Genomic DNA, 20,351 nt, shown 5'->3' on the forward strand with positions numbered 1-20,351 from the left:
GGGTTCGCACCTGTCCCCCTCATGCTGAGGCGCGAGCGGAGCGAGCCTCGAAGCACGCAAAACGCCTGCCACGGCGGCCCGGAGAGCTCTGGAGCGGCCTTCGAGGCCCGCCTGCGGCGGGCACCTCAGGACGAGGACGGAGGGTGGGCCGTACTTACGAGCCAGCCTCTCAGGACGAGGGTGGAGGATGGGCGGTACTTATGGGCCAGCCTCTGAGTGCCCTCATCCCGCCCGCAGGTGCTCCACGAGTTGGCGCGCCGTCGGCGCTAGGTCGTCGAGGCTTCGCACGCAGATCGTGAGGTCGCGCAACGTCCAGGGATCCGTGAGGGGCACGATGCGGATCGCCATGGTGCGGGCGGCGCGCTCGGCCGTGGTCTCGGGCACGATCCCGACGCCCACCCCCGCCTCCACCATGCGGCAGACGGCGTCGAAGCTTCGCAGCTGCACCCGCAGGCGTAAAGGCCGCCCTAAGCGCGCGACCTTGTCGGCGAGGAAGCGCTGGAGCGCGCTCGCCCGGTCGAGGCCGACGAAGTCGTGCGAGAGCACCTCGGCGAAATCGATCCGCTCGCGCCCGGCGAGCGGATGCCCCTCGGCGACCACGAGCACGAAGCGGTCGGAGCGGAACGGGAAGGTGACGAGGCGGCCCGTGTCGACGGTGCCCGCCACGATGCCGATGTCGCCCACCCCCTCCGCGATGAGCCCGACGATCTCGTCGGAGAGGCGCTCCTCGAGGTCGATGTTCACCTGCGGGTGGCCGGCGAGGAACGCGCCCAGCGCCTCGGGCAGGAATTCGGTGAGCGCGTTGGTGTTGGACAGGATCCGGATCTGCCCCGCGAGCCCGCCGGCAAAGGAGGCGAGGTCCTCGCGCAGGCGCTCGGCCTGGGCCAGCATCGCGCGGGCATGGGTGAGGAGCGCGCGGCCCGCGGGCGTCGGCGTCACGCCCTGGCGGGAGCGGGCGAGAAGCGGCGCGCCGAGCGCCTGCTCCATGTTGCGGATGCGCGTGCTCGCGGCGGCGAGCGCCAGGTTCGCCCGCTCGGCGCCGTGGGTGATGGAGCCCGCCTCCGCCACGTGGCGGAAGAGGTTGAGATCGACGAGGTCGAAGCGCATGCCGTGCTCATTGGAAGCCATCCAGCCTTCGCGATAGACGAAGGCTGGCTCAACGAGCCACACATTGCGACAGCGCTTTTCCTGCGGCAAGGTTCGTGGCTGGCGAAGTGTGACCTTGTGCGCATCGCCGTTTGGAGCGGTTGCGGCCGTTCTCCGTCTTCGGTACGACCCGGCTTGGACGATCTGGCGCCAGCCCGACGGCGAGCGCCCTTTGAGGAGCGATGTTTCCGATGGCTGTGAAAGCCCCTGCCCCGCGGCCCCTGTCGCCGCATCTGCAGATCTATCGCTGGTCCTGGACCATGGCGATGTCGGTGGCGCACCGCATCACGGGCAGCGCGCTCTACGGCGGCACCGTGCTGCTCACGATCTGGCTCGTGGCGCTCGCCTCGGGGCCGGGCGCCTATGCCTCCGTGGCCTGGTTCTTCGGCTCGCCGATCGGGTACCTCGTCCTGTTCGGCTACACCTGGATCCTCATGCACCACATGCTGGGGGGCGTGCGCCACCTCATCTGGGACTTCGGCTACGGCATGGAGCCCACCGAGCGCATCTGGCTCGCCCGCATGACGCTCATCGGCTCGAGCGCGCTCACCATCCTGATCTGGGCCGCGGCCCTGCTCTTGCGCTGAGGAGACGATCCATGGTCGACAACCGCGCCGATACCCGCGTCTCCATGCGCACCCCGCTCGCCCGGGCCAAGGGCCTAGGGCCCGCCGGCCACGGCGCCGGGGAATGGTGGATCCACCGCATGACCGCGGTCTCCAACGTGCCCCTCGTCATCGCCTTCGTGATCATCGTCGCGGCGGTGGCGGGCCGGCCGTACGCGGACGCCGTGCGCATCGTGTCGCACCCCCTGGTCGCATTGCCGCTCCTCCTCTTCATCGTCTCGATCACGAACCATATGAGGATGGGCGTCCAGATCATCATCGAGGACTACGTGCACCAGAAGGGCGCGAAGATCGTGGCCCTCATGGCGAACACCTTCTTCGCCGTCATCATCGCCGCCGCCTGCATCTTCTCGATCCTGAAGATCGGCTTCACGGCTTTCTGAGGAATACGCTCATGGCCACCACGACGACCACGAACGGAACCGGGCCTGCCGTCAACGGCGCCGCCTACCCGATCACGGACCACACCTTCGACGTGGTGGTGGTGGGCGCCGGCGGCGCGGGGCTGCGCGCCACGGTGGGCTGCTCGCAGGCGGGCCTTCGCACCGCCTGCATCACCAAGGTGTTCCCCACCCGCTCCCACACGGTGGCGGCGCAGGGCGGCATCTCGGCGGCGCTCGGCAACATGGGCCAGGACGACTGGCGCTGGCACATGTACGACACCGTGAAGGGGTCGGACTGGCTCGGCGACCAGGACGCCATCGAGTATCTGTGCCGCAACGCGCCCGCCGCGGTCTACGAGCTGGAGCACTGGGGCGTGCCCTTCTCCCGCACGGTCGAGGGCAAGATCTACCAGCGGCCCTTCGGCGGCATGACCACCGAGTACGGCAAGGGCACGGCCCAGCGCACCTGCGCGGCCGCCGACCGCACGGGCCACGCCATCCTGCACACGCTCTACGGCCAGGCGGTCCGCAACCAGACGAACTTCTTCATCGAGTACTTCGCCATCGACCTCATCATGGACGAGGACGGCCGCTGCCGCGGCGTCGTGGCGCTCAACATGTCGGACGGCTCGATCCACCGCTTCCGCTCGCACATGACGATCCTCGCCACCGGCGGGTACGGCCGCGCCTACTTCTCGGCGACTTCGGCCCATACCTGCACGGGCGACGGCAACGCCATGGTGCTGCGCGCCGGGCTGCCGCTCCAGGACATGGAGTTCGTCCAGTTCCATCCCACGGGCATCTACGGCGCGGGCTGCCTTATCACGGAGGGCGCGCGCGGCGAGGGCGGGTACCTCACCAATTCCGAGGGCGAGCGCTTCATGGAGCGCTACGCGCCCTCCGCCAAGGACCTCGCGTCGCGCGACGTGGTCTCCCGCGCCATGACCATGGAAATCCGGGCCGGCCGGGGCGTGGGCAAGAACAACGACCACATCTACCTGCACCTCGACCACCTCGACCCGAAGATCCTCCACGAGCGCCTGCCGGGCATCTCGGAGAGCGCGAAGATCTTCGCGGGCGTCGAGGTGACGAAGGAGCCGATTCCGGTGCTCCCCACGGTCCACTACAACATGGGCGGCATCCCGACGAACTATCACGGCGAGGTGCTGACCCTGAAGAACGGCAACCCCGATCACGTGGTGCCGGGCCTCATGGCGCTGGGCGAGGCGGCCTGCGTCTCGGTGCACGGCGCCAACCGGCTGGGCTCCAACTCGCTCATCGACCTCGTGGTGTTCGGCCGCGCCGCCGGCCAGCGCTGCGCCGAGGTGGTGACCGCGGGCGAGCGCCACGCCGAGCTGCCGAAGGACTCGGCCGATCTCGCGCTCTCGCGCCTCGACCGCTTCCGCAACGCGGCGGGAAGCACCACCACGGCGCAGCTGCGCCTCGACATGCAGCGCACGATGCAGAACAACTGCGCCGTGTTCCGCACCGGCGAGGTGCTGGAGGAGGGCCGCAAGCTCATCGACGGCGTCTGGCGCGGCACCGCAGACATCCGCACCACCGACCGCTCGCTGATCTGGAACACGGACCTCATCGAGGCGATGGAGTTCGACAACCTGATCACCCAGGCCGTCGTCACCATGAACTCGGCCGCCAACCGCACCGAGTCGCGCGGCGCGCATGCCCGCGAGGACTACGCGGAGCGCAACGACAAGGACTGGATGAAGCACACCCTCGCGTGGATCGACGAGACCAAGTACGAGGTCAACATCGATTACCGCCCGGTGCACACCTACACCATGTCGAACGAGATCGAGTACATCGCGCCCAAGGCGCGGGTGTATTGAGAGAGGCGGCCGTGAACGAGGGGACTGCTCATCCTATTCCCTCGCTCACCGCAGCCGACGGCACCTGATCGAGGTCGCACCATGGACACGCCCGACCATACCGCGCTCACCCGCACCTTCGTCGGCTTCCCCCGGCTCACGGTGAACCCCTCCGTGATGGGGGGCAAGGTCTGCATCCGCGGCATGCGCGTGACCGTCGGGATGATCCTCGGCAACCTCGGCGCGGGCGTCTCGATCGAGCGGCTGCTTGAGCTCTATCCGTATCTCGACCGGGACGACGTCCTTGAGGCGCTCCGCTACGGCGCGTGGCTTGCCTCGGAGCGTCATCTTGAGGTCGCTGCTTGAGGTTCGTGGTTGACATGAACCTCTCGCCTCTCTGGTGCGACGTGCTCCAGGCGCATGGCCATGAAGCCGTGCACTGGCGCAGCCTCGGGCCGGGTCATGCGTCGGACGACGTCATCCTGGCCTGGGCGGTCGAGCATGGCTTCGACGTCCTCACGGCCGACCTCGACTTCGCGGCGGCCGTGACCAGCCGCGCGATGGCGGCGCCGAGCGTGGTTCAGCTCAGGGCCGGGAGCACCGATCCCGACGAGGTGGGCGCGTTCGTCGCCCGATCCATCGCCGCCGCTGGCTCGAAGCTCGCCGGCGGCGCCATACTCACGATCGAACGCGGCCAAGCCCGCTTGCGGACGGGGCCGGACCAATCACCGATGACGGACGAACCCTGATGGCCCAGTTTAGTCTCCCCAAGAACTCCAAGATGACCGAGGGCAAGACCTGGCCCAAGCCCTCCGGCCAGAACGTCCAGGAATTCCGGATCTATCGCTGGAACCCGGACGACGACGCCAATCCGCGCATCGACACCTATTATGTCGACCGCGACGATTGTGGGCCGATGGTTCTCGACGCGCTCCTGTGGATCAAGAACAACGTCGACTCGACCATCGCCTTCCGCCGCTCCTGCCGCGAGGGCATCTGCGGATCCTGCTCCATGAACATCATGGGCAAGAACACGCTAGCCTGCACGCTCGGCATCGACGATTGCGACGCCAAGTCGATTAAGATCTACCCGCTGCCGCACATGCCGGTGCTGAAGGATCTCGTGCCGGACCTCACGAGCTTCTTCGCCCAGCACGCCTCCATCGAGCCCTGGCTCCAGACCCAGACCTCCGAGCCCGAGACCGAGTGGCGCCAGACGCCGGAGGAGCGCTCGAAGCTCGACGGGCTCTACGAGTGCATCCTGTGCGCCTGCTGCACCACCTCCTGCCCGTCCTATTGGTGGAACGGCGACCGGTTCCTCGGCCCCGCCGCGCTCCTCCAGGCGTATCGCTGGCTCATCGATAGCCGCGACGAGCACACGGGCGAGCGCCTCGACAATCTCGAGGACCCGTTCCGGCTCTACCGCTGCCACACGATCATGAACTGCGCCAACACCTGCCCCAAGGGTCTCAACCCGGCGAAGGCCATCGCCGAGATCAAGAAGATGATGATCGCCCGCCAGGTGTGACCCGCATCGGTGATGCACCCCCGCAACACCCCCCTTCAAAGGCGCCTCCGGGCGCCTTTTTCATGAGTCCCGCATCCCTACCTCCTTGTCGCGACCACATTCCGGGCCGAACAGAATCCTTCAAGCCCGCCGACCCGAATCCGACCGCCCGACCGGAGCCGCGCCATGCGCCACGCCTGGAAACCCGTCACCGCCCTGATCCTCGTCGCGGCCCTGCCGGCCTGCGTGTCGGCGCGCCTGGGCGGCTCCCCGCCGCGCGCCGTCGCCGCCGTGCCGCAAGCCGGCGCGGGCTATTCGGAGCCCACAGCCCTCGAGCCCGCTCCCGCCGCGCCCGCGGGCTCGGTCTTGGCCGAGCCCCTGCCGCCCCCGCCGGGCTCGCAGGTGGCGGCCGTCGACACGGGCGTGCCGGCTGCCGGCGGCCCCGTCATTGCCGACGTGCCCCCGACCCCCGCGGCTCCCCCGGCCCAGGTCGCGGCGATCAACCCGGTCCCCGCCGCGCCCTCGGGACCGTCGCGCTCCTCGGTGCTCGGCGGCTGGAACGCCCGGGAGGCCACGGGCTCGTCCTGCCGGGTGACGCTGTCGTCCTCGCCGGCCCTCGACCTCTACCGCGCCTCCACCGTGAACTGCCAGAACAAGGACCTCGCCCGAGTCTCGGCCTGGGACTTCCGCGACGGCGAGGTTTATCTCTACCAGCCCGGCGGCACGGTCGCGGCGCGGCTGCGCTCGGGCGGCGGCGCGCTGGAGGGCGCGCTCACCAAGTCCGGCGCGCCTCTGACCCTGGCCCGCTGATGTCCACCGTCCGCCTTCTCGCCGACGACGAGCTGTCGCCCGAGGCGCGCGTCGTCTTCGACGAGATCCGGGCGCTGCGCCGCACCGACGTCGTCAACAATTTCTGGCGGGCGCTCGCCCACGACCCGGCGCTCATGCGCCGGACTTGGGAGAGCGTGCGCGACGTGATGGCGCCCGGCGCGCTCGATCCGCTCACCAAGGAGCTGATCTACGCCGCGGTCTCGATCGCCAACAATTGCGAGTACTGCATCCGCTCGCACACCGCCGCCGCCCGCGCCAAGGGCATGACCGAGGCGCAGTACATGGAGCTCGTCGCCGTGGTGGCCGCCGCCTCCCAGACGAACCGCCTCGCCACCGCCCTCCAGGTGCCCGTCGACGAGGCATTCAAGGCGGTGCCCTGACGGGGCCTCGCGCCCGATCCGCGCTCCCCTGCGTTGACCCCTGCCATGAGCCGTCGCGCCGTCATCGAAGCCCATGTGAGGCTGATCGCCCCCCGCATCCCCCGCCACGAGCTCGGTGCCGTGGCCGACCATGCCCTCGACTCCCGGGGCCTGCGCGGGGCCGCCCCCGACCGCGCCGCCTGGCTCTCCCTCGTGGCCTATATCCGCCATGTCATGACCGAGTACGACGAGCTCCTGGCCGAGGGCTACGACGCCGACAGCGCCCGCTTCTTCGTGCGCGACGCCATCGACGGGATCCTGGAGGGCTGGGGCGCGACCCGGCGCCTGCCGGAGCAGGGAGACGCGGAGGACGAGGCCTGACGCCGTGAGGTTTCACCCTCGATCCTCGTCCTGAGGCGCCCAGCAACGCGGGGCCTCGAAGGGCGTTCTAGGAATCTCCCTCCGGCTCACGACCGTGGTGCGCGCTTCGAGACGCGCTCTTCGAGCGCTCCTCAGCATGAGGAGGGCTGAGCGCACCCTCAGCCGTTCACGCCTCCGGGATCGAGCGTGAACAGCTCCTGCGGGCGGGCCACCCCCCGAAGGGCGTAGCGGCCCACCGAGACGAGGCCGGCCTGCTGCTCCGGGCACGCGGCGGCCTGGAAGGCGCTCGACACCAGGAGGTCCCGCTCGACGGACCGGCACATCGTCGCGATCCGGCTCACCTCGTTCACCGCGGGACCCACCACGGTGAAGTCGAGCCGGTCCCGGCTGCCCACATTGCCGTAGAACACCTCTCCGATATGCAGCGCCACATAGGCCGCCGCGATCGGAAGGCCCCGCGCGCCGCGATCGCGGCTGACGGCATCGACCCGCTCGGTGGCCAGGCGATGGGCGGTCAGGGCGCAGCGGCAGGCGACGCTGGGATCGTCGGCCTGGAATACCGCGAGGGTCCCGTCCCCCATGAGCTTGAGCACGTCCCCGCCGGCCTCGTGGATCGCGGTGATGATCGCGTCCGCATAATCGTTGAGGAACGGGATCAGGAGCTCCGGGGCGATCCGGTCGGCCACCCCGGTATAGCCGCGCAGGTCGCTGAACCAGAGGACGGCCCCGATCCGGTCGGCGACCCCGCGCTCGATTCGCCCGCTCAGGACCCGCCGGCCCGCATCGGCCCCGAGATAGGTCTCCACCAGGGTCTCGGCGATCCGGGCGAGGGACTTGCACTTCACCGCGAGGGCGAGGGACGGGACGAGCTCGGTCAGGGCCGCGACCTGCTCGTCCGAGAAGCCGCCAGGATGGCTCGTCGTCCAGCTCGAATAGACGCAGTCCATCTCGCCGACGCCCCGCTCCTCGGCGAAGCGGCTGATGAGGACGACATGTTCCGTGTGGCCCTCCGCCCTGAGCTCGTCGAGCATCGGGAAATCGCCGTTCGACGGCCGGTCGAGGCGGCAGCGCATGAGCGGCTGTCCCGTCTCGAGAAGGTGGTGGAAGACGCTGCGCCGCCACCGCGCCTGAGCCTCCTCGCTCGCCGAGATGCGGCCGTACTCGACAAGGCTGGTCTTCTCGGGCTCCTGCTCGCGCCAGAGGAAGGCCCGTCCCTCGTGCACGGGGTGGAGCGTGTCGACGAGCACGGTGCCGCGCGCCAGGGGCAGCCCGCGCCCGACGAGCTCCGCGCAGAACAGGGTCAGGAGCTCCGTCTCGGCGATCCCGGCAAGCCCCGCCTCGGTGACGGCGCGATGAACCCCCGTTCGTGTCGCCAGATCCATCGCACGCTCCCGGTTCGCTGCCGGCACATAAGCGCGGCACGATCCCCCGCAAAGGCCTCGGGGGCACACCGTTGCGGGAACGCATGGCACATGTGCGGCAATCGCGGCCGGCGGGGGTGACCCGCGGGCCCGGCCTCACGCCGTCAGGCGCGGCCGGCGGTCAAGGAGCGCAAGCGGCAGGGTCAGCCCTTCGGCGAACGCCTCCTCCCAGATGGAGGCGGGCGTCGGGCCGCGGGTCGCGACCTCGCCCACCATCTCGTCGCCGTCGAAGACCAGACGGGCGCCGTGGCGGCGGGCAAGCGCCTGCATGGCGCGGTTGTGCGGCAGGCAGCGCAGGTGCACCGTCCGGGCGCCGCGGTTGCGGGCGCCGAGCAGGATGCGGCGGAACAGGGCCGCGCCGACGCCGCGGCGGCGATAGCCCGCCTCCACGCTGAAGGCCGCCTCGGCGCGGGTCTCGTCCACCATCTGCAGCTCGGCGACACCCCGCAAACCATCGCCGGCCCGGTAGCCTAGCACGAGGCCGTCGGAGAGGAGGGCGCGCTCGGCGTAGGTTTCCAGGAACGCGTCCGACACCGCGCCCGTGAAGCGCGAGCGCCGCGAGTCGGGATCGAGCCGCAGGAGATGGTCCCGCACGAGCGCGACGTCGCCGGGCCACAGGCGGCGGATGATGCCGGTGGCGGGGAGCGAGGGGGAGGGGAGGCGGATGGGGTCGGTGGCGATTGTGCGCTGCAACATGCCGCTTCAACGGCGGAGCGCGCGGGCCCGTTCCGCCGGGATCCCGCGAACTTTTGCCGTCCGTGCCGAGTTGACGCCCCACACCGACCGCTCCGGACGATGCGCCCTCACGGCGCCCCGGCGGCTGTTCTTGGCAGGAGATCGAGATGAACCAGATGTCGCGGGATGTCACCGCAGGAGCCGTCGGCGGGCTCGCCGGCGGGATCGTGCTCACGGGCGCCATGATGGCCGCCGAGCGCATGGGCGTGGAGCAGCCGCTCCCCGTGAAGGTCGAGCGCTGGGTCGCCTATCACGCGGGGGCCGACCGCGAGGCGCTCAAGCGCGATCCCGACGCCCGCGAGCAGACAATCGCCTATGGCGGCCACCTCGCGGCCTCGATGGCGCTGGGCGCGGCCTTCGGCGCCATGCAGGGCCGGGTCGACGTGTCGCCGACGGTCTCGGGCCTCCTTTTCGGCCTCGGCGTGCATGCGATCAACCTGGGCCTCATCGGCCCCGCGCTCACGATCACCAAGAAGCCCTGGAACAAGAGCCCCGGCACCCATGCCGGCCAGCTCGCCATGCACGCCGTCTTCGGCGTGGTGGCGGCTCTCGTCGCGCGCAACATCGCCCGCCGGCTCTGACAGGGAGCGGGCGGGGGCATCGCCGGGGCGGGTGAACGCCGCGCCCCCGTTGCCCTCGCGCTCCCGCCCCGCTAATCGGAGCCCGTGTCGCCCGCCCCGTCCTCCCTCGCGCCCGCCGGATCCGTCTCGTCGCGCTACGACGCCCTCGTGGCGGCGGGAGCGATCGAGCGCGACCCGGCGCAGGTGGGCCTGCTGCGCCGCCTCGACCGCCTGAGCGCCACGCTCGCCGAGCACCGCCTCGCCCGCAAGGCGAGCCCCTTGGGATGGCTGTTCGGGCGCCGCGGGCGCGATGCGCCGCCCACCCGGGGCCTCTACATCTGGGGCTCGGTCGGGCGCGGCAAGACCATGCTCATGGACCTGTTCTTCGAGAGCCTGCCCGCGGCCTCGAAGCGCCGCGTGCACTTCCACGCCTTCATGGCCGACGTCCACGAGCGCATCCACGCCTATCGGGCGCTCCTGAAGGCGGGCGAGGTGCGGGGCGACGACCCGATCGCCCCCGTGGCGCGGGCGCTGGCCGACGAGGCGGCGATCCTGTGCTTCGACGAGTTCGCCGTCACCGACATCGCCGACGCCATGATCCTCGGGCGCCTCTTCACGGCCCTGTTCGGGCACGGGGTGGTCGTGGTGGCGACCTCGAACGTGGAGCCCGACCGGCTCTACGAGGGCGGCCTCAACCGCGCGCTCTTCCTGCCGTTCATCGACCTTCTGAAGGAGCGCATGGAGGTCTTGCGCCTCGACGCGCGCACGGATTTCCGCCTGGAGAAGCTCGCCGGCGGTTCCGTCTATCACGTGCCGGCGGACGAGGCGGCAGGCCGCGCCCTCGACGACGCCTTCCGCCGCCTCTCGGGACGCGCGCGGGGCCAGCCGGTGCGGCTCACCGTGAAGGGCCACGACCTCGACATCCCGCAGGCCGCGGGCGGCGTGGCCCGGGCCTCCTTCGCGGATTTGTGCATGAAGCCGCTCGGCGCGGCCGATTATCTCGCCCTGGCCCAGCGCTTCCACACCCTCATCCTCGAGGGGATCCCGCGCATGGACCTGTCGCGCCGCAACGAGGCCAAGCGTTTCATCACGCTGATCGACGCGCTCTACGACCGCCGCGTGAAGCTGCTGGCCTCCGCCGACGCCGAGGCGCCCGACCTCTACGTCGCCGAGGACGGCCGCGAGGCGTTCGAGTTCGACCGCACGGTGTCCCGCCTCATCGAGATGCGGTCCGAGGACTACCTGTCGCTGCCCCACGGCAGCCCGGACTCGGCCGCCTCGGGCGCGACCACCGGCCTCGTCGAGACCTGACCCGCATGAAAAAAGGCCCTCCCGGGGGAGGGCCTTGTATAGGCGTGCCGTCGAGGGGCCGTCCCGGCATCGGCCGGGGCGGCCGCCGCGATCAGTTCGTGTAGGTGAAGATGTCGCGATCCTTGGTCTCGGGCACCAGCAGCAGGCCGATGACGAAGGTCATGAGCGCGAAGCCGATGGGGTACCAGAGGCCGGCATAGATGTCGCCCGTGGAAGCCACGATGGCGAAGGACGTCGCCGGCAGCAGGCCGCCGAACCAGCCGTTGCCGATGTGGTAGGGCAGCGACATGGCGGTGTAGCGGATGCGGGTCGGGAAGAACTCGACGAGCGCGGCGGCGATCGGGCCGTACACGGCCGTCACGTAGAGCACCATGATCGTGAGGATGCCGATGATCTTCAGGGCCTGGGCGTTGCCCAGCGCCGAGAAGAACCCGTCCACCTTCACCTTGGCGGGATCGTTCGCCGCCGGGTAGCCGGCCGCGACGGAGGCCGGGCCGATCGCCTGGGCGAAGTTCGCCACCGGTACGTCGGTGCCGCCGACATTGACGGTCGTGGGCGTGCCGGCCGGAGCGGGCGCCAGGTTGTAGCGAAGGGCCTGCTGCGAGAGGGTGCGGCGGGTCACGTCGCAGGGCGTGGTGAAGGTCCGGATGCCCACGGGATCGAAGAGCGAGCCGCAGGTGGCCGGATCCGCCGTCACGGTGATCTTCACGGTCTCGATGGCGCGGGCATAGGTCGGGTTGGCCGTCGCCGTGAGCGCCTGGAAGAGCGGGAAGTAGGTGATCGCCGCGATGAGGCAGCCGCCGAGGATGATCGGCTTGCGGCCAATGCGGTCCGAGAGCGAGCCGAAGAAGATGAACCCGCCGGTGCCGAGCAGCAGCGACCACGCGATGAGCACGTTCGCCGTGAGGAGGTCGACCTTCAGGATGCTCTGGAGGAAGAACAGGGCGTAGAACTGGCCCGTGTACCAGACGACGGCCTGGCCCACGACGAGGCCGAGCAGCGCGATGAGCACCACCTTGCCGTTCTTCCACTGGCCGAAGGCCTCGGAGAGCGGCGCCTTGGACTGGGTGCCCTCCTCCTTCATCTTACGATAGGCCGGGCTCTCGTTCATCTGCATGCGGATGTAGACCGAGATGCCGAGCAGCAGGACCGAGAGGAGGAACGGCACGCGCCATCCGCCCTGCAGGCCCGCGAAGAGCGGGAAGTCGGTCTGGAAGGCCTGCTCGCCCATCGACAGGCGCAGGGTCACGATCACGGCGATGGAGAGGAGCAGGCCCACGGTCGCCGTGGTCTGGATCCAGGCGGTGTAGAAGCCGCGGCGTCCCACGGGAGCGTGCTCGGCCACATAGACCGCCGCGCCGCCGTACTCGCCGCCCAGCGCGAGGCCCTGGAGCATGCGCAGCACGATGAGGGCGACGGGCGCCGCCCAGCCGATCTGGTTGTAGCTCGGCAGCAGGCCGACGAGGAAGGTCGACACGCCCATGATCAGGATCGTGACCATGAAGGTGTACTTGCGGCCGACGAGGTCGCCCAGGCGGCCGAAGACGAGGGCGCCGAACGGGCGCACGAGGAAGCCCGCCGCGAAGGCGAGCAGGGCGAAGATCGCCTGCGTGCTCGGATCGAAGGCGGAGAAGAACTGCCGGCCGATGATCACGGCGAGGGTGCCGTAGAGGTAGAAGTCGTACCACTCGAAGATCGTGCCGAGCGAGGAGGCGAGAATGACCTTCTTCTCCTCCCCGGTCATCGGCCGCGCGCGATTGTTCGCAGCGGCGGCAGGCGTTGTCGCGGTCGTTACAGCCATGGGCTTCCTCCGGCAGGCTCTAAGGGCGCCTGCATTCGCTTGTGTGTGCAAGTGGCGCGGCGCTCGCCCCGGGCTGCAACGCCCGGGGGCGGGGATCTTGTCGAGGCCGTCCCTAGGCCGTGCCACTCTGCCCCCGTTCTAAACCGGCCCCAGCCCGCATTCCACCTGTGAAACCCTTATCAATTGGTGTTGAAACTTTCGTCTAATAAGGCGCCCGGTGGCCCGGCCAAGGTTTCGCTTCGTTTGCACTGCAACAAGACTTGAGCGTCCCCCACGGAAGGCCCCTGTCCGCCTCGACGTCGGCGCCCCTGGCGCCGCCCGGCCGTTTGGGGCAGGATCGCTCGTCTTCGCCATGCTCGGTTCCACCCAGAAACCCTCCGTCGACGCCCGCCTCCTCGCCATCGCGGGGGCGCATCTGCGCCGTTTCGGGCGCCGGCGCCTCACCGTGGTCGGCGTGGCGGAGGACGCCGGCATGACGCACGCCAACGTCTATCGCTACTTCCCCTCGAAGTCCGACCTCGTCGACGCCGTCGTGGCCCAATGGCTCAAGACCCTGGAGGTGGATCTCGCGGCCATCGCGGACGCGCCCGATCCGGCGGACGACAAGCTGGAGCGACTGCTGCTCGCCGTCGCCCATGCCCATCGCGACTGCCTGGAGAGCGACCCCAACCTGTTCGACGCCTATGCGGGCGCGGCCCAGGCCCTGCGGCCCGTGGTGCGCAAGCACCGGGCCAGGCAGCGGGCGCTCCTGGAGCGGGTCCTCGACGAGGGCGTCGCGGCGGACGCCTTCCGGCCGCGCGACCGCGAGCGGGCCGCGGCCTTCGTCATCGACGCGGTTTACCGCTTCATCAACCCGGTCGCGGTCCGAGCCGACGCCGAGGCCCCGCGCGACGTTCTCGACACCCGCCTGAGCGTGATGATCCGGGTCATCCTGCGCTCGCTCGCGAGCGGGAGCGTGTGAAACGACACGAGAGCTGACATTTTTTGTAACTTGTAACACGCTGCCACGTACCCCCGTCAGGAGCGTTAAGGAAACCCTCTCCGGCGGCTAAGTCGTTTCCCTGATGGCACGAATCCGCTTCTCGATCCGCACGCCCGGGAACCCGTCCCTGAGGCTGCGTCCGCTCGCGCCGGGCGCACAGGGTTGAAGGCCGAGGGCCTTTGCGTCAAAGAGGCTGCCATTCGCCGCAAGGCGCCCACGCCCGCTTGGAGGTCAATCTCCCCATGGCACGCAAGAAGATCGCGCTCATCGGCGCAGGACAGATCGGTGGCACCCTCGCTCATCTCGTCGGCCTCAAGGAGCTCGGCGACGTGATCCTGTTCGACATCGCCGAGGGCGTGCCCCAGGGCAAGGGCCTCGACATCGCCGAGTCCGCTCCCGTCGACGGCTTCGACGCCCGCTACACGGGCGCCCAGGACTATTCCGCGATCCAGGGCGCGGACGTCGTGATCGTCACCGCCGGCGTGCCGCGCAAGCCCGGCATGAGCCGCGACGATCTTCTGGGCATCAATTTGAAGGTCATGGAGGCGGTCGGCAACGGCATCAAGCAATATGCCCCCGATGCCTTCGTGATCTGCATCACCAATCCCCTGGACGCCATGGTGTGGGCGCTCCAGAAGTTCTCGGGACTCCCGCCCACCAAGATCGTCGGCATGGCCGGCGTGCTCGACTCGGCGCGCTTCCGCCACTTCATCGCCGAGAAGGTCGGCGTCTCGGTGAAGGACGTGCAGGCCTATACGCTGGGCGGCCACGGCGACGACATGGTGCCGCTCGTGCGCTATTCGTCCGTCGGCGGCGTGCCGCTGCCCGACCTCGTCAAGATGGGCTGGATCAGCCAGGCCGACCTCGACGCCATGGTCGAGCGCACCCGCAAGGGCGGCGGCGAGATCGTAGCCCTCCTCAAGACGGGCTCCGCCTACTACGCCCCCGCGGCCTCCGCCATCTCCATGGCCGAGAGCTACCTCAAGGACCAGCGCCGCATGCTGCCCTGCGCGGCGCACCTGTCGAGCCAATACGGCGTGGACGGCCTCTTCATCGGCGTGCCGGTGGTGATCGGCGCCAACGGCGTCGAGCGCATCGTGGACATCGAGTTCACGGGCGAGGAGAAGGCGATGTTCGAGAAATCGGTCGCTTCCGTGCAAGGCCTCGTCGACGCCTGCAAGACCATCAACCCGTCGCTCGCTTGAAATAGAAGCCCTGGCGACGAGCCCGAGAGAGGCGCGCATGAACATTCATGAATACCAAGCCAAGGCCGTGCTCAAGGAGTTCGGCGTGCCCGTCTCCCCCGGCCGGGCGATCTTCAAGGCCGAGGAGGCCGAGGCCGCGGCGCGCGAGCTCGGCGGGCCCCTCTGGGTCGTGAAGAGCCAGATCCACGCCGGCGGGCGCGGCAAGGGTAAGTTCAAGGAGAAGGAAGCCGGCGAGAAGGGCGGCGTGCGGCTCGCCAAGTCGGTCGAGGAGGTGGGCGAGTTCGCCCGCCAGATGCTCGGCCGAACCCTGGTGACGATCCAGACCGGCGAGGCCGGCAAGCAGGTCAACCGCCTCTATATCGAGCACGGCTCGGACATCGAGGCGGAGTTCTACCTCTCCATGCTCGTGGACCGCGCCACGAGCCGCGTCGCCTTCGTGGTCTCCACGGAAGGCGGCATGGACATCGAGCAGGTGGCCCACGATAGCCCTGAGAAGATCGTCACCTTCACGGTCGACCAGGCCTCGGGGATCATGCCGCTCCACGGCCGCCTCGTCGCCGGGGCGCTCGGCCTCAAGGGCGACCTCGCCAAGCAGGCGGAGCGGCTCGTCTCCAACCTCTACACGGCCTTCATGGCCAAGGACATGGAGATGCTGGAGATCAACCCGCTGATCGTCACCAAGGACCAGCGGCTCCACTGCCTTGACGCCAAGGTGTCCTTCGACGGCAACGCCCTCTACCGCCACCCCGACATCGTCTCCCTGCGCGACACGAGCGAGGAGGACGAGAAGGAGATCGAGGCCTCGAAGTACGACCTCGCCTATATCGCGCTCGACGGCACGATCGGCTGCATGGTGAACGGCGCAGGCCTCGCCATGGCGACGCTCGACATCATCAAGCTCTACGGCGAGGAGCCGGCGAACTTCCTCGATGTCGGCGGCGGCGCGTCGGAGGAGAAGGTCACGGCGGCCTTCAAGATCATCACGGCCGACCCGAACGTGCGGGGCATTCTCGTCAACATCTTCGGCGGGATCATGAAGTGCGACGTCATCGCCCGCGGCGTCATCGCCGCGGTGAGGACCGTCGGCCTCCAGGTGCCCCTCGTGGTGCGCCTCGAGGGCACGAACGTGGAGGAAGGCAAGCGGATCATCCGCGAGTCGGGCCTCAACGTCATCCCGGCGGACGACCTCGACGACGCCGCCCAGAAGATCGTCAGCGCCGTTCGCGGCGGGAAGTAGGGTTTCAGGCCGATGTCCATCCTTATCGACGCAACGACCCGGGTCATCTGCCAGGGCTTCACCGGCAAGAACGGGACCTTCCATTCCGAGCAGGCGATCGCCTACGGGACCAAGATGGTCGGCGGCACGAGCCCCGGCAAAGGCGGCTCGCTCCACCTCAACCTGCCCGTCTTCGACACGGTGCGCGAGGCCCGCGAGGCCACGGGCGCCGACGCCTCCGTGATCTACGTGCCGCCGGCCGGCGCCGCCGACGCGATCCTCGAGGCGGTCGACGCCGAGATCCCCCTCATCGTCTGCATCACGGAGGGGATCCCGGTCCTCGACATGGTGAAGGTGAAGCGGGCGCTCTCGGGCTCCAGGTCGCGCCTCATCGGGCCGAACTGCCCCGGCGTGATGACGGCGGGCGAGTGCAAGATCGGCATCATGCCCGGCAACATCTTCCGCCAGGGCAATGTCGGCATCGTCTCGCGCTCCGGCACGCTCACCTACGAGGCCGTGTTCCAGACCTCCAACGAGGGCTTGGGCCAGACCACGGCGGTGGGCATCGGCGGCGACCCCGTGAAGGGCACCGAGTTCATCGACGTGCTGGAGATGTTCTTAGGCGACCCCAAGACCGAGTCGATCGTGATGATCGGCGAGATCGGCGGCTCGGCCGAGGAGGAGGCCGCGCAGTTCATCGCCGACGAGGCGAAGCGCGGTCGCAAGAAGCCCATGGTCGGCTTCATCGCCGGCCGCACGGCCCCTCCGGGCCGGCGCATGGGCCACGCGGGCGCGATCATCTCCGGCGGCAAGGGCGGCGCCGAGGACAAGATCGCGGCCATGGAGGCGGCGGGGATCAAGGTGTCCCCCTCACCCGCTCGGCTGGGCAAGACCCTCGTCGAGGTCCTCAAGGGCTGACACCGGGGGTCGCAGACCCCACATCAGGATCACGAGCGGGCGGCCCACGGGCCGCTCTCACACCACCCCGTCAAGCCGGGCTCCAGCGGCGGAGATCCCGGACCGGCGGTCCCCCCAGTCGGACCAAAGCCGCGCCCGGGCGAGCGCCCCGGGTTGACGCTCCGGAGAGCACCATGGCACGCCAGGACGCCAACGAAGCCCTTCTTCAGACCTCGTTCCTCTATGGGGCCAATGCGGGCTACATCGAGGACCTCTACGCCCGCTGGACGGTGGATCCCGCCTCCGTCGACGAGCAGTGGCGCGCCTTCTTCGGGGCCTTGAAGGACGAGGGCTCGGTCGTCGAGAAGAACGCCCGGGGCGCCTCCTGGAAGAAGCCCAACTGGCCGATCCACGCCAACGGCGAGATCGTCTCGGCGCTCGACGGCAACTGGACGGTGGTCGAGAAGGCGGTCGGCGACAAGATCAAGGGCAAGGCGCAAGCCAAGGGCGTCGAGATCTCCCAGGCGGACGTGCAGCAGGCCACCAAGGACTCGGTGCGCGCCCTGATGCTCATCCGCGCCTATCGCATGCGTGGCCACCTCCACGCCCATCTCGATCCCTTGAACTTCGAGCCCCGCAACAAGGACGTGGAGCTCCATCCCTCCCATTACGGCTTCACGGAAGCCGACTGGGACCGCAAGATCTTCCTCGACAAGGTGCTCGGCCTGGAGTTCGGCACCATCCGCGAGATCGTCGCGATCCTCGAGCGCACCTATTGCAACACGCTCGGCGTCGAGTTCATGCACATCTCGAACCCGGACGAGAAGGCCTGGATCCAGGAGCGCATCGAGGGGCCCGACAAGGAGATCACCTTCACCCGCGAGGGCAAGCGCGCGATCCTCAACAAGCTCATCGAGGCGGAGGGCTTCGAGAAGTTCCTCGACCTCAAGTACACGGGCACCAAGCGCTTCGGTCTGGACGGCGGCGAGGCGCTCATCCCCGCCCTGGAGCAGATCATCAAGCGCGGCGGAAACCTCGGCGTGAAGGAGATCGTGCTCGGCATGGCCCATCGCGGCCGCCTCAACGTGCTGACGCAAGTGATGGGCAAGCCCCACCGCGCCCTCTTCCACGAGTTCAAGGGCGGCTCCTTCGCCCCCGACGACGTGGAGGGCTCGGGCGACGTGAAGTACCACCTCGGCGCGTCCTCCGACCGCGCCTTCGACGGCAACAACGTCCACCTCTCGCTCACCGCCAACCCCTCGCACCTGGAGATCGTCGATCCCGTGGTGCTGGGCAAGGTGCGCGCGAAGCAGGACCAGCTCGGCTGCCAGCCCGACAACCGCACGGCCGTGATGCCGCTGCTGCTCCACGGCGACGCAGCCTTCGCGGGCCAGGGCGTGGTGGCCGAGTGCCTCGGCCTGTCGGGCCTCAAGGGGCACCGCACCGGCGGCTCGATCCACGTCATCATCAACAACCAGATCGGCTTCACGACGAACCCGCGCTACTCGCGCTCGTCGCCCTATCCGTCCGACGTCGCCAAGATGGTCGAGGCGCCGATCTTCCACTGCAACGGCGACGACCCCGAGGCGGTGGTCTTCGCGGCGAAGGTCGCGACCGAGTACCGGCAGAAGTTCCAGAAGCCGGTGGTGATCGACATCATCTGCTACCGGCGCTTCGGCCACAACGAGGGCGACGAGCCCGCGTTCACCCAGCCGAAGATGTACAAGATCATCCGCCAGCATCCCTCGACGCTGGAGCTCTATTCCAAAAAGCTCGTCGCGGACGGCACCGTGTCCGAGGCGGACATCGAGGCCATGCGCGCCGAGTTCCGGGCGCGCCTCGACACGGAGTTCGACAGCGCCCAGAGCTACAAGCCCAACAAGGCCGACTGGCTCGACGGCCGCTGGGCCGGCCTCAAGGCGGTGCGCGAGGACGTGGACGATCCGCGCCGCGGCGCCACCGGCATCGACGCCGCCATGCTGCGCGAGATCGGCGACGCGCTCACCCGCGTGCCGGACGGCTTCCGCGTCCACCGCACGATCCAGCGCTTCCTCGACAACCGCAAGCGCATGATGGAGACGGGCCAGGGCCTCGACTGGGCCATGGCGGAGGCGCTCGCCTACGGCTCGCTGCTCGTCGAGGGCCATCCCGTCCGCCTGTCGGGCCAGGACGTGGAGCGAGGCACCTTCTCGCAGCGCCACTCCGTGCTCCTCGACCAGGAGAACGAGGAGCGGTTCACGCCGCTCAATAGCATCCGCGAGGGCCAGTCCCGCTACGAGGTCATCAACTCGATGCTCTCGGAGGAGGCGGTGCTCGGCTTCGAGTACGGCTACTCGCTCTCCGAGCCGAACGCGCTGACCCTCTGGGAGGCCCAGTTCGGCGACTTCGCCAACGGCGCCCAGGTGGTGTTCGACCAGTTCGTCTCGTCGGGCGAGCGCAAGTGGCTGCGCATGTCGGGCCTCGTCTGCCTGCTGCCGCACGGCTACGAGGGCCAGGGGCCCGAGCACTCCTCGGCGCGCCTCGAGCGCTTCCTGCAGATGTGCGCCGAGGACAACATGCAGGTCGCCTATTGCTCGACCCCGGCGAACTATTTCCACATCCTGCGCCGGCAGCTGAAGCGCGACTTCCGCAAGCCGCTCATCCTCATGACCCCGAAGAGCCTGCTGCGTCACAAGCGCTGCGTCTCACGCCTCGACGAGCTGGCCTCGGGCTCGACCTTCCACCGGGTCCTATGGGACGACGCGCAGCTCGCGCCCGAGGGCGTGAAGCTCGTGCGTGACGACAAGATCCGCCGCGTGGTCCTGTGCACGGGCAAGGTCTATTACGACCTCTTCGAGGAGCGCGAGAAGCGGGGCCTCGACGACGTCTATCTCATGCGCGTCGAGCAGCTCTATCCCTTCCCGCTGAAGTCGCTTGCCACCGAGCTGTCGCGCTTCAAGAACGCCGACGTGATCTGGTGCCAGGAGGAGCCCAAGAACATGGGCTCCTGGACCTTCGTCGAGCCCTATCTCGAATGGGTGCTCGCCCATTCGGGGGGCAAGGTAAAGCGTCCGCGCTATGTCGGCCGCCCGGCCTCGGCCGCGACCGCCACGGGCCTGATGTCGAAGCACCTGGCGCAGCTCCAGGCCTTCCTGGACGAAACCTTCGCGGCCTGAGGACGGGAT

Annotated in this window: 20 protein-coding genes; 16 read left to right on the top strand and 4 right to left on the bottom strand. The window is 69.2% G+C overall.

All coding sequences use genetic code 11. The features are described 5' to 3' along the window. Positions 1-222: 222 nt before the first annotated feature. Positions 223-1,107 carry a LysR family transcriptional regulator gene (locus F0L46_RS12625; RefSeq protein ID WP_149818214.1) on the bottom strand — a complete coding sequence of 295 codons (885 nt, stop codon included), beginning with the start codon at positions 1,105-1,107 and terminating at the stop codon, positions 223-225. Positions 1,108-1,337: 230 nt separating this feature from the next. Here F0L46_RS12625 and sdhC point away from each other — a divergent pair, with 230 nt between their 5' ends. The 9 genes from sdhC (at position 1,338) to F0L46_RS12670 (ending at position 7,059) form a co-directional block, all read left to right on the top strand. Continuing rightward, a complete protein-coding gene (sdhC, locus tag F0L46_RS12630) occupies positions 1,338-1,733 on the top strand; it encodes a succinate dehydrogenase, cytochrome b556 subunit (protein WP_149818023.1) in 396 nt (131 codons plus the stop codon). An 11-nt stretch (positions 1,734-1,744) separates the two neighbouring features. After that, a complete protein-coding gene (sdhD, locus tag F0L46_RS12635; protein WP_149818025.1) occupies positions 1,745-2,155 on the top strand; it encodes a succinate dehydrogenase, hydrophobic membrane anchor protein in 411 nt (136 codons plus the stop codon). 11 nt (positions 2,156-2,166) lie between these two features. After that, positions 2,167-4,002, top strand: coding sequence for a succinate dehydrogenase flavoprotein subunit (gene sdhA, locus F0L46_RS12640; protein ID WP_149818027.1), 1,836 nt, complete (start codon positions 2,167-2,169; stop codon positions 4,000-4,002). 81 nt (positions 4,003-4,083) lie between these two features. Next, a complete protein-coding gene (locus F0L46_RS12645; protein WP_149818029.1) occupies positions 4,084-4,347 on the top strand; it encodes a DUF433 domain-containing protein in 264 nt (87 codons plus the stop codon). 5 nt (positions 4,348-4,352) lie between these two features. Beyond that, on the top strand, positions 4,353-4,730 hold the full coding sequence (locus F0L46_RS12650; RefSeq protein ID WP_240539983.1) for a DUF5615 family PIN-like protein: 378 nt from the start codon (positions 4,353-4,355) through the stop codon (positions 4,728-4,730). Continuing rightward, complete coding sequence (locus F0L46_RS12655; RefSeq protein ID WP_149818032.1) at positions 4,730-5,509, top strand: succinate dehydrogenase iron-sulfur subunit; 780 nt, start codon at positions 4,730-4,732, stop codon at positions 5,507-5,509. Before F0L46_RS12650 ends, F0L46_RS12655 begins: the two co-directional genes overlap by 1 nt. A gap of 165 nt (positions 5,510-5,674) precedes the next feature. Further along, complete coding sequence (locus F0L46_RS12660; RefSeq protein ID WP_149818034.1) at positions 5,675-6,298, top strand: AprI/Inh family metalloprotease inhibitor; 624 nt, start codon at positions 5,675-5,677, stop codon at positions 6,296-6,298. Next, complete coding sequence (locus F0L46_RS12665) at positions 6,298-6,699, top strand: carboxymuconolactone decarboxylase family protein (protein ID WP_149818036.1); 402 nt, start codon at positions 6,298-6,300, stop codon at positions 6,697-6,699. Before F0L46_RS12660 ends, F0L46_RS12665 begins: the two co-directional genes overlap by 1 nt. A 45-nt stretch (positions 6,700-6,744) precedes the next feature. After that, positions 6,745-7,059, top strand: a complete 315-nt coding sequence (locus F0L46_RS12670; RefSeq protein WP_149818038.1) for a DUF2293 domain-containing protein — start codon at positions 6,745-6,747, stop codon at positions 7,057-7,059. 158 nt (positions 7,060-7,217) lie between these two features. Here the strand turns inward: F0L46_RS12670 and F0L46_RS12675 are convergent, their stop codons facing one another. Continuing rightward, a complete protein-coding gene (locus tag F0L46_RS12675) occupies positions 7,218-8,441 on the bottom strand; it encodes an adenylate/guanylate cyclase domain-containing protein (RefSeq protein WP_149818040.1) in 1,224 nt (407 codons plus the stop codon). A 135-nt stretch (positions 8,442-8,576) separates the two neighbouring features. Further along, complete coding sequence (locus F0L46_RS12680; protein WP_149818042.1) at positions 8,577-9,176, bottom strand: GNAT family N-acetyltransferase; 600 nt, start codon at positions 9,174-9,176, stop codon at positions 8,577-8,579. Between the two features lie 146 nt (positions 9,177-9,322). On the opposite strand from F0L46_RS12680, the gene F0L46_RS12685 reads away from it, so the two are divergent. Both F0L46_RS12685 and zapE read left to right on the top strand, forming a co-directional pair. Further along, the gene (locus tag F0L46_RS12685) at positions 9,323-9,796 is read left to right on the top strand and encodes a hypothetical protein (protein ID WP_149818043.1); all 474 of its coding nucleotides are present in this window, start codon (positions 9,323-9,325) and stop codon (positions 9,794-9,796) included. Between the two features lie 84 nt (positions 9,797-9,880). After that, a complete protein-coding gene (gene zapE / locus F0L46_RS12690; protein ID WP_149818045.1) occupies positions 9,881-11,086 on the top strand; it encodes a cell division protein ZapE in 1,206 nt (401 codons plus the stop codon). Between the two features lie 91 nt (positions 11,087-11,177). Here zapE and F0L46_RS12695 read toward each other — a convergent pair whose 3' ends face one another. Continuing rightward, positions 11,178-12,887, bottom strand: coding sequence for an MFS transporter (locus F0L46_RS12695; RefSeq protein ID WP_240539978.1), 1,710 nt, complete (start codon positions 12,885-12,887; stop codon positions 11,178-11,180). A 352-nt stretch (positions 12,888-13,239) separates the two neighbouring features. On the opposite strand from F0L46_RS12695, the gene F0L46_RS12700 reads away from it, so the two are divergent. From F0L46_RS12700 to F0L46_RS12720, 5 genes are all read left to right on the top strand, one after another. Further along, positions 13,240-13,848: a TetR family transcriptional regulator gene (locus tag F0L46_RS12700; RefSeq protein ID WP_149818047.1), complete on the top strand. Its 609-nt coding sequence runs from the start codon at positions 13,240-13,242 to the stop codon at positions 13,846-13,848. Between the two features lie 263 nt (positions 13,849-14,111). After that, positions 14,112-15,074, top strand: coding sequence for a malate dehydrogenase (mdh, locus tag F0L46_RS12705; protein ID WP_149818049.1), 963 nt, complete (start codon positions 14,112-14,114; stop codon positions 15,072-15,074). Between the two features lie 37 nt (positions 15,075-15,111). Then, the gene (gene sucC / locus F0L46_RS12710) at positions 15,112-16,311 is read left to right on the top strand and encodes an ADP-forming succinate--CoA ligase subunit beta (protein ID WP_149818051.1); all 1,200 of its coding nucleotides are present in this window, start codon (positions 15,112-15,114) and stop codon (positions 16,309-16,311) included. A 12-nt stretch (positions 16,312-16,323) separates the two neighbouring features. Next, positions 16,324-17,208: a succinate--CoA ligase subunit alpha gene (gene sucD / locus F0L46_RS12715; RefSeq protein ID WP_149818053.1), complete on the top strand. Its 885-nt coding sequence runs from the start codon at positions 16,324-16,326 to the stop codon at positions 17,206-17,208. A 173-nt stretch (positions 17,209-17,381) separates the two neighbouring features. Beyond that, positions 17,382-20,342: a 2-oxoglutarate dehydrogenase E1 component gene (locus F0L46_RS12720; RefSeq protein WP_149818055.1), complete on the top strand. Its 2,961-nt coding sequence runs from the start codon at positions 17,382-17,384 to the stop codon at positions 20,340-20,342. Positions 20,343-20,351: the final 9 nt, after the last annotated feature.

This window comes from Salinarimonas soli, from assembly GCF_008386575.1.
GTDB lineage: Bacteria > Pseudomonadota > Alphaproteobacteria > Rhizobiales > Beijerinckiaceae > Salinarimonas_A > Salinarimonas_A soli.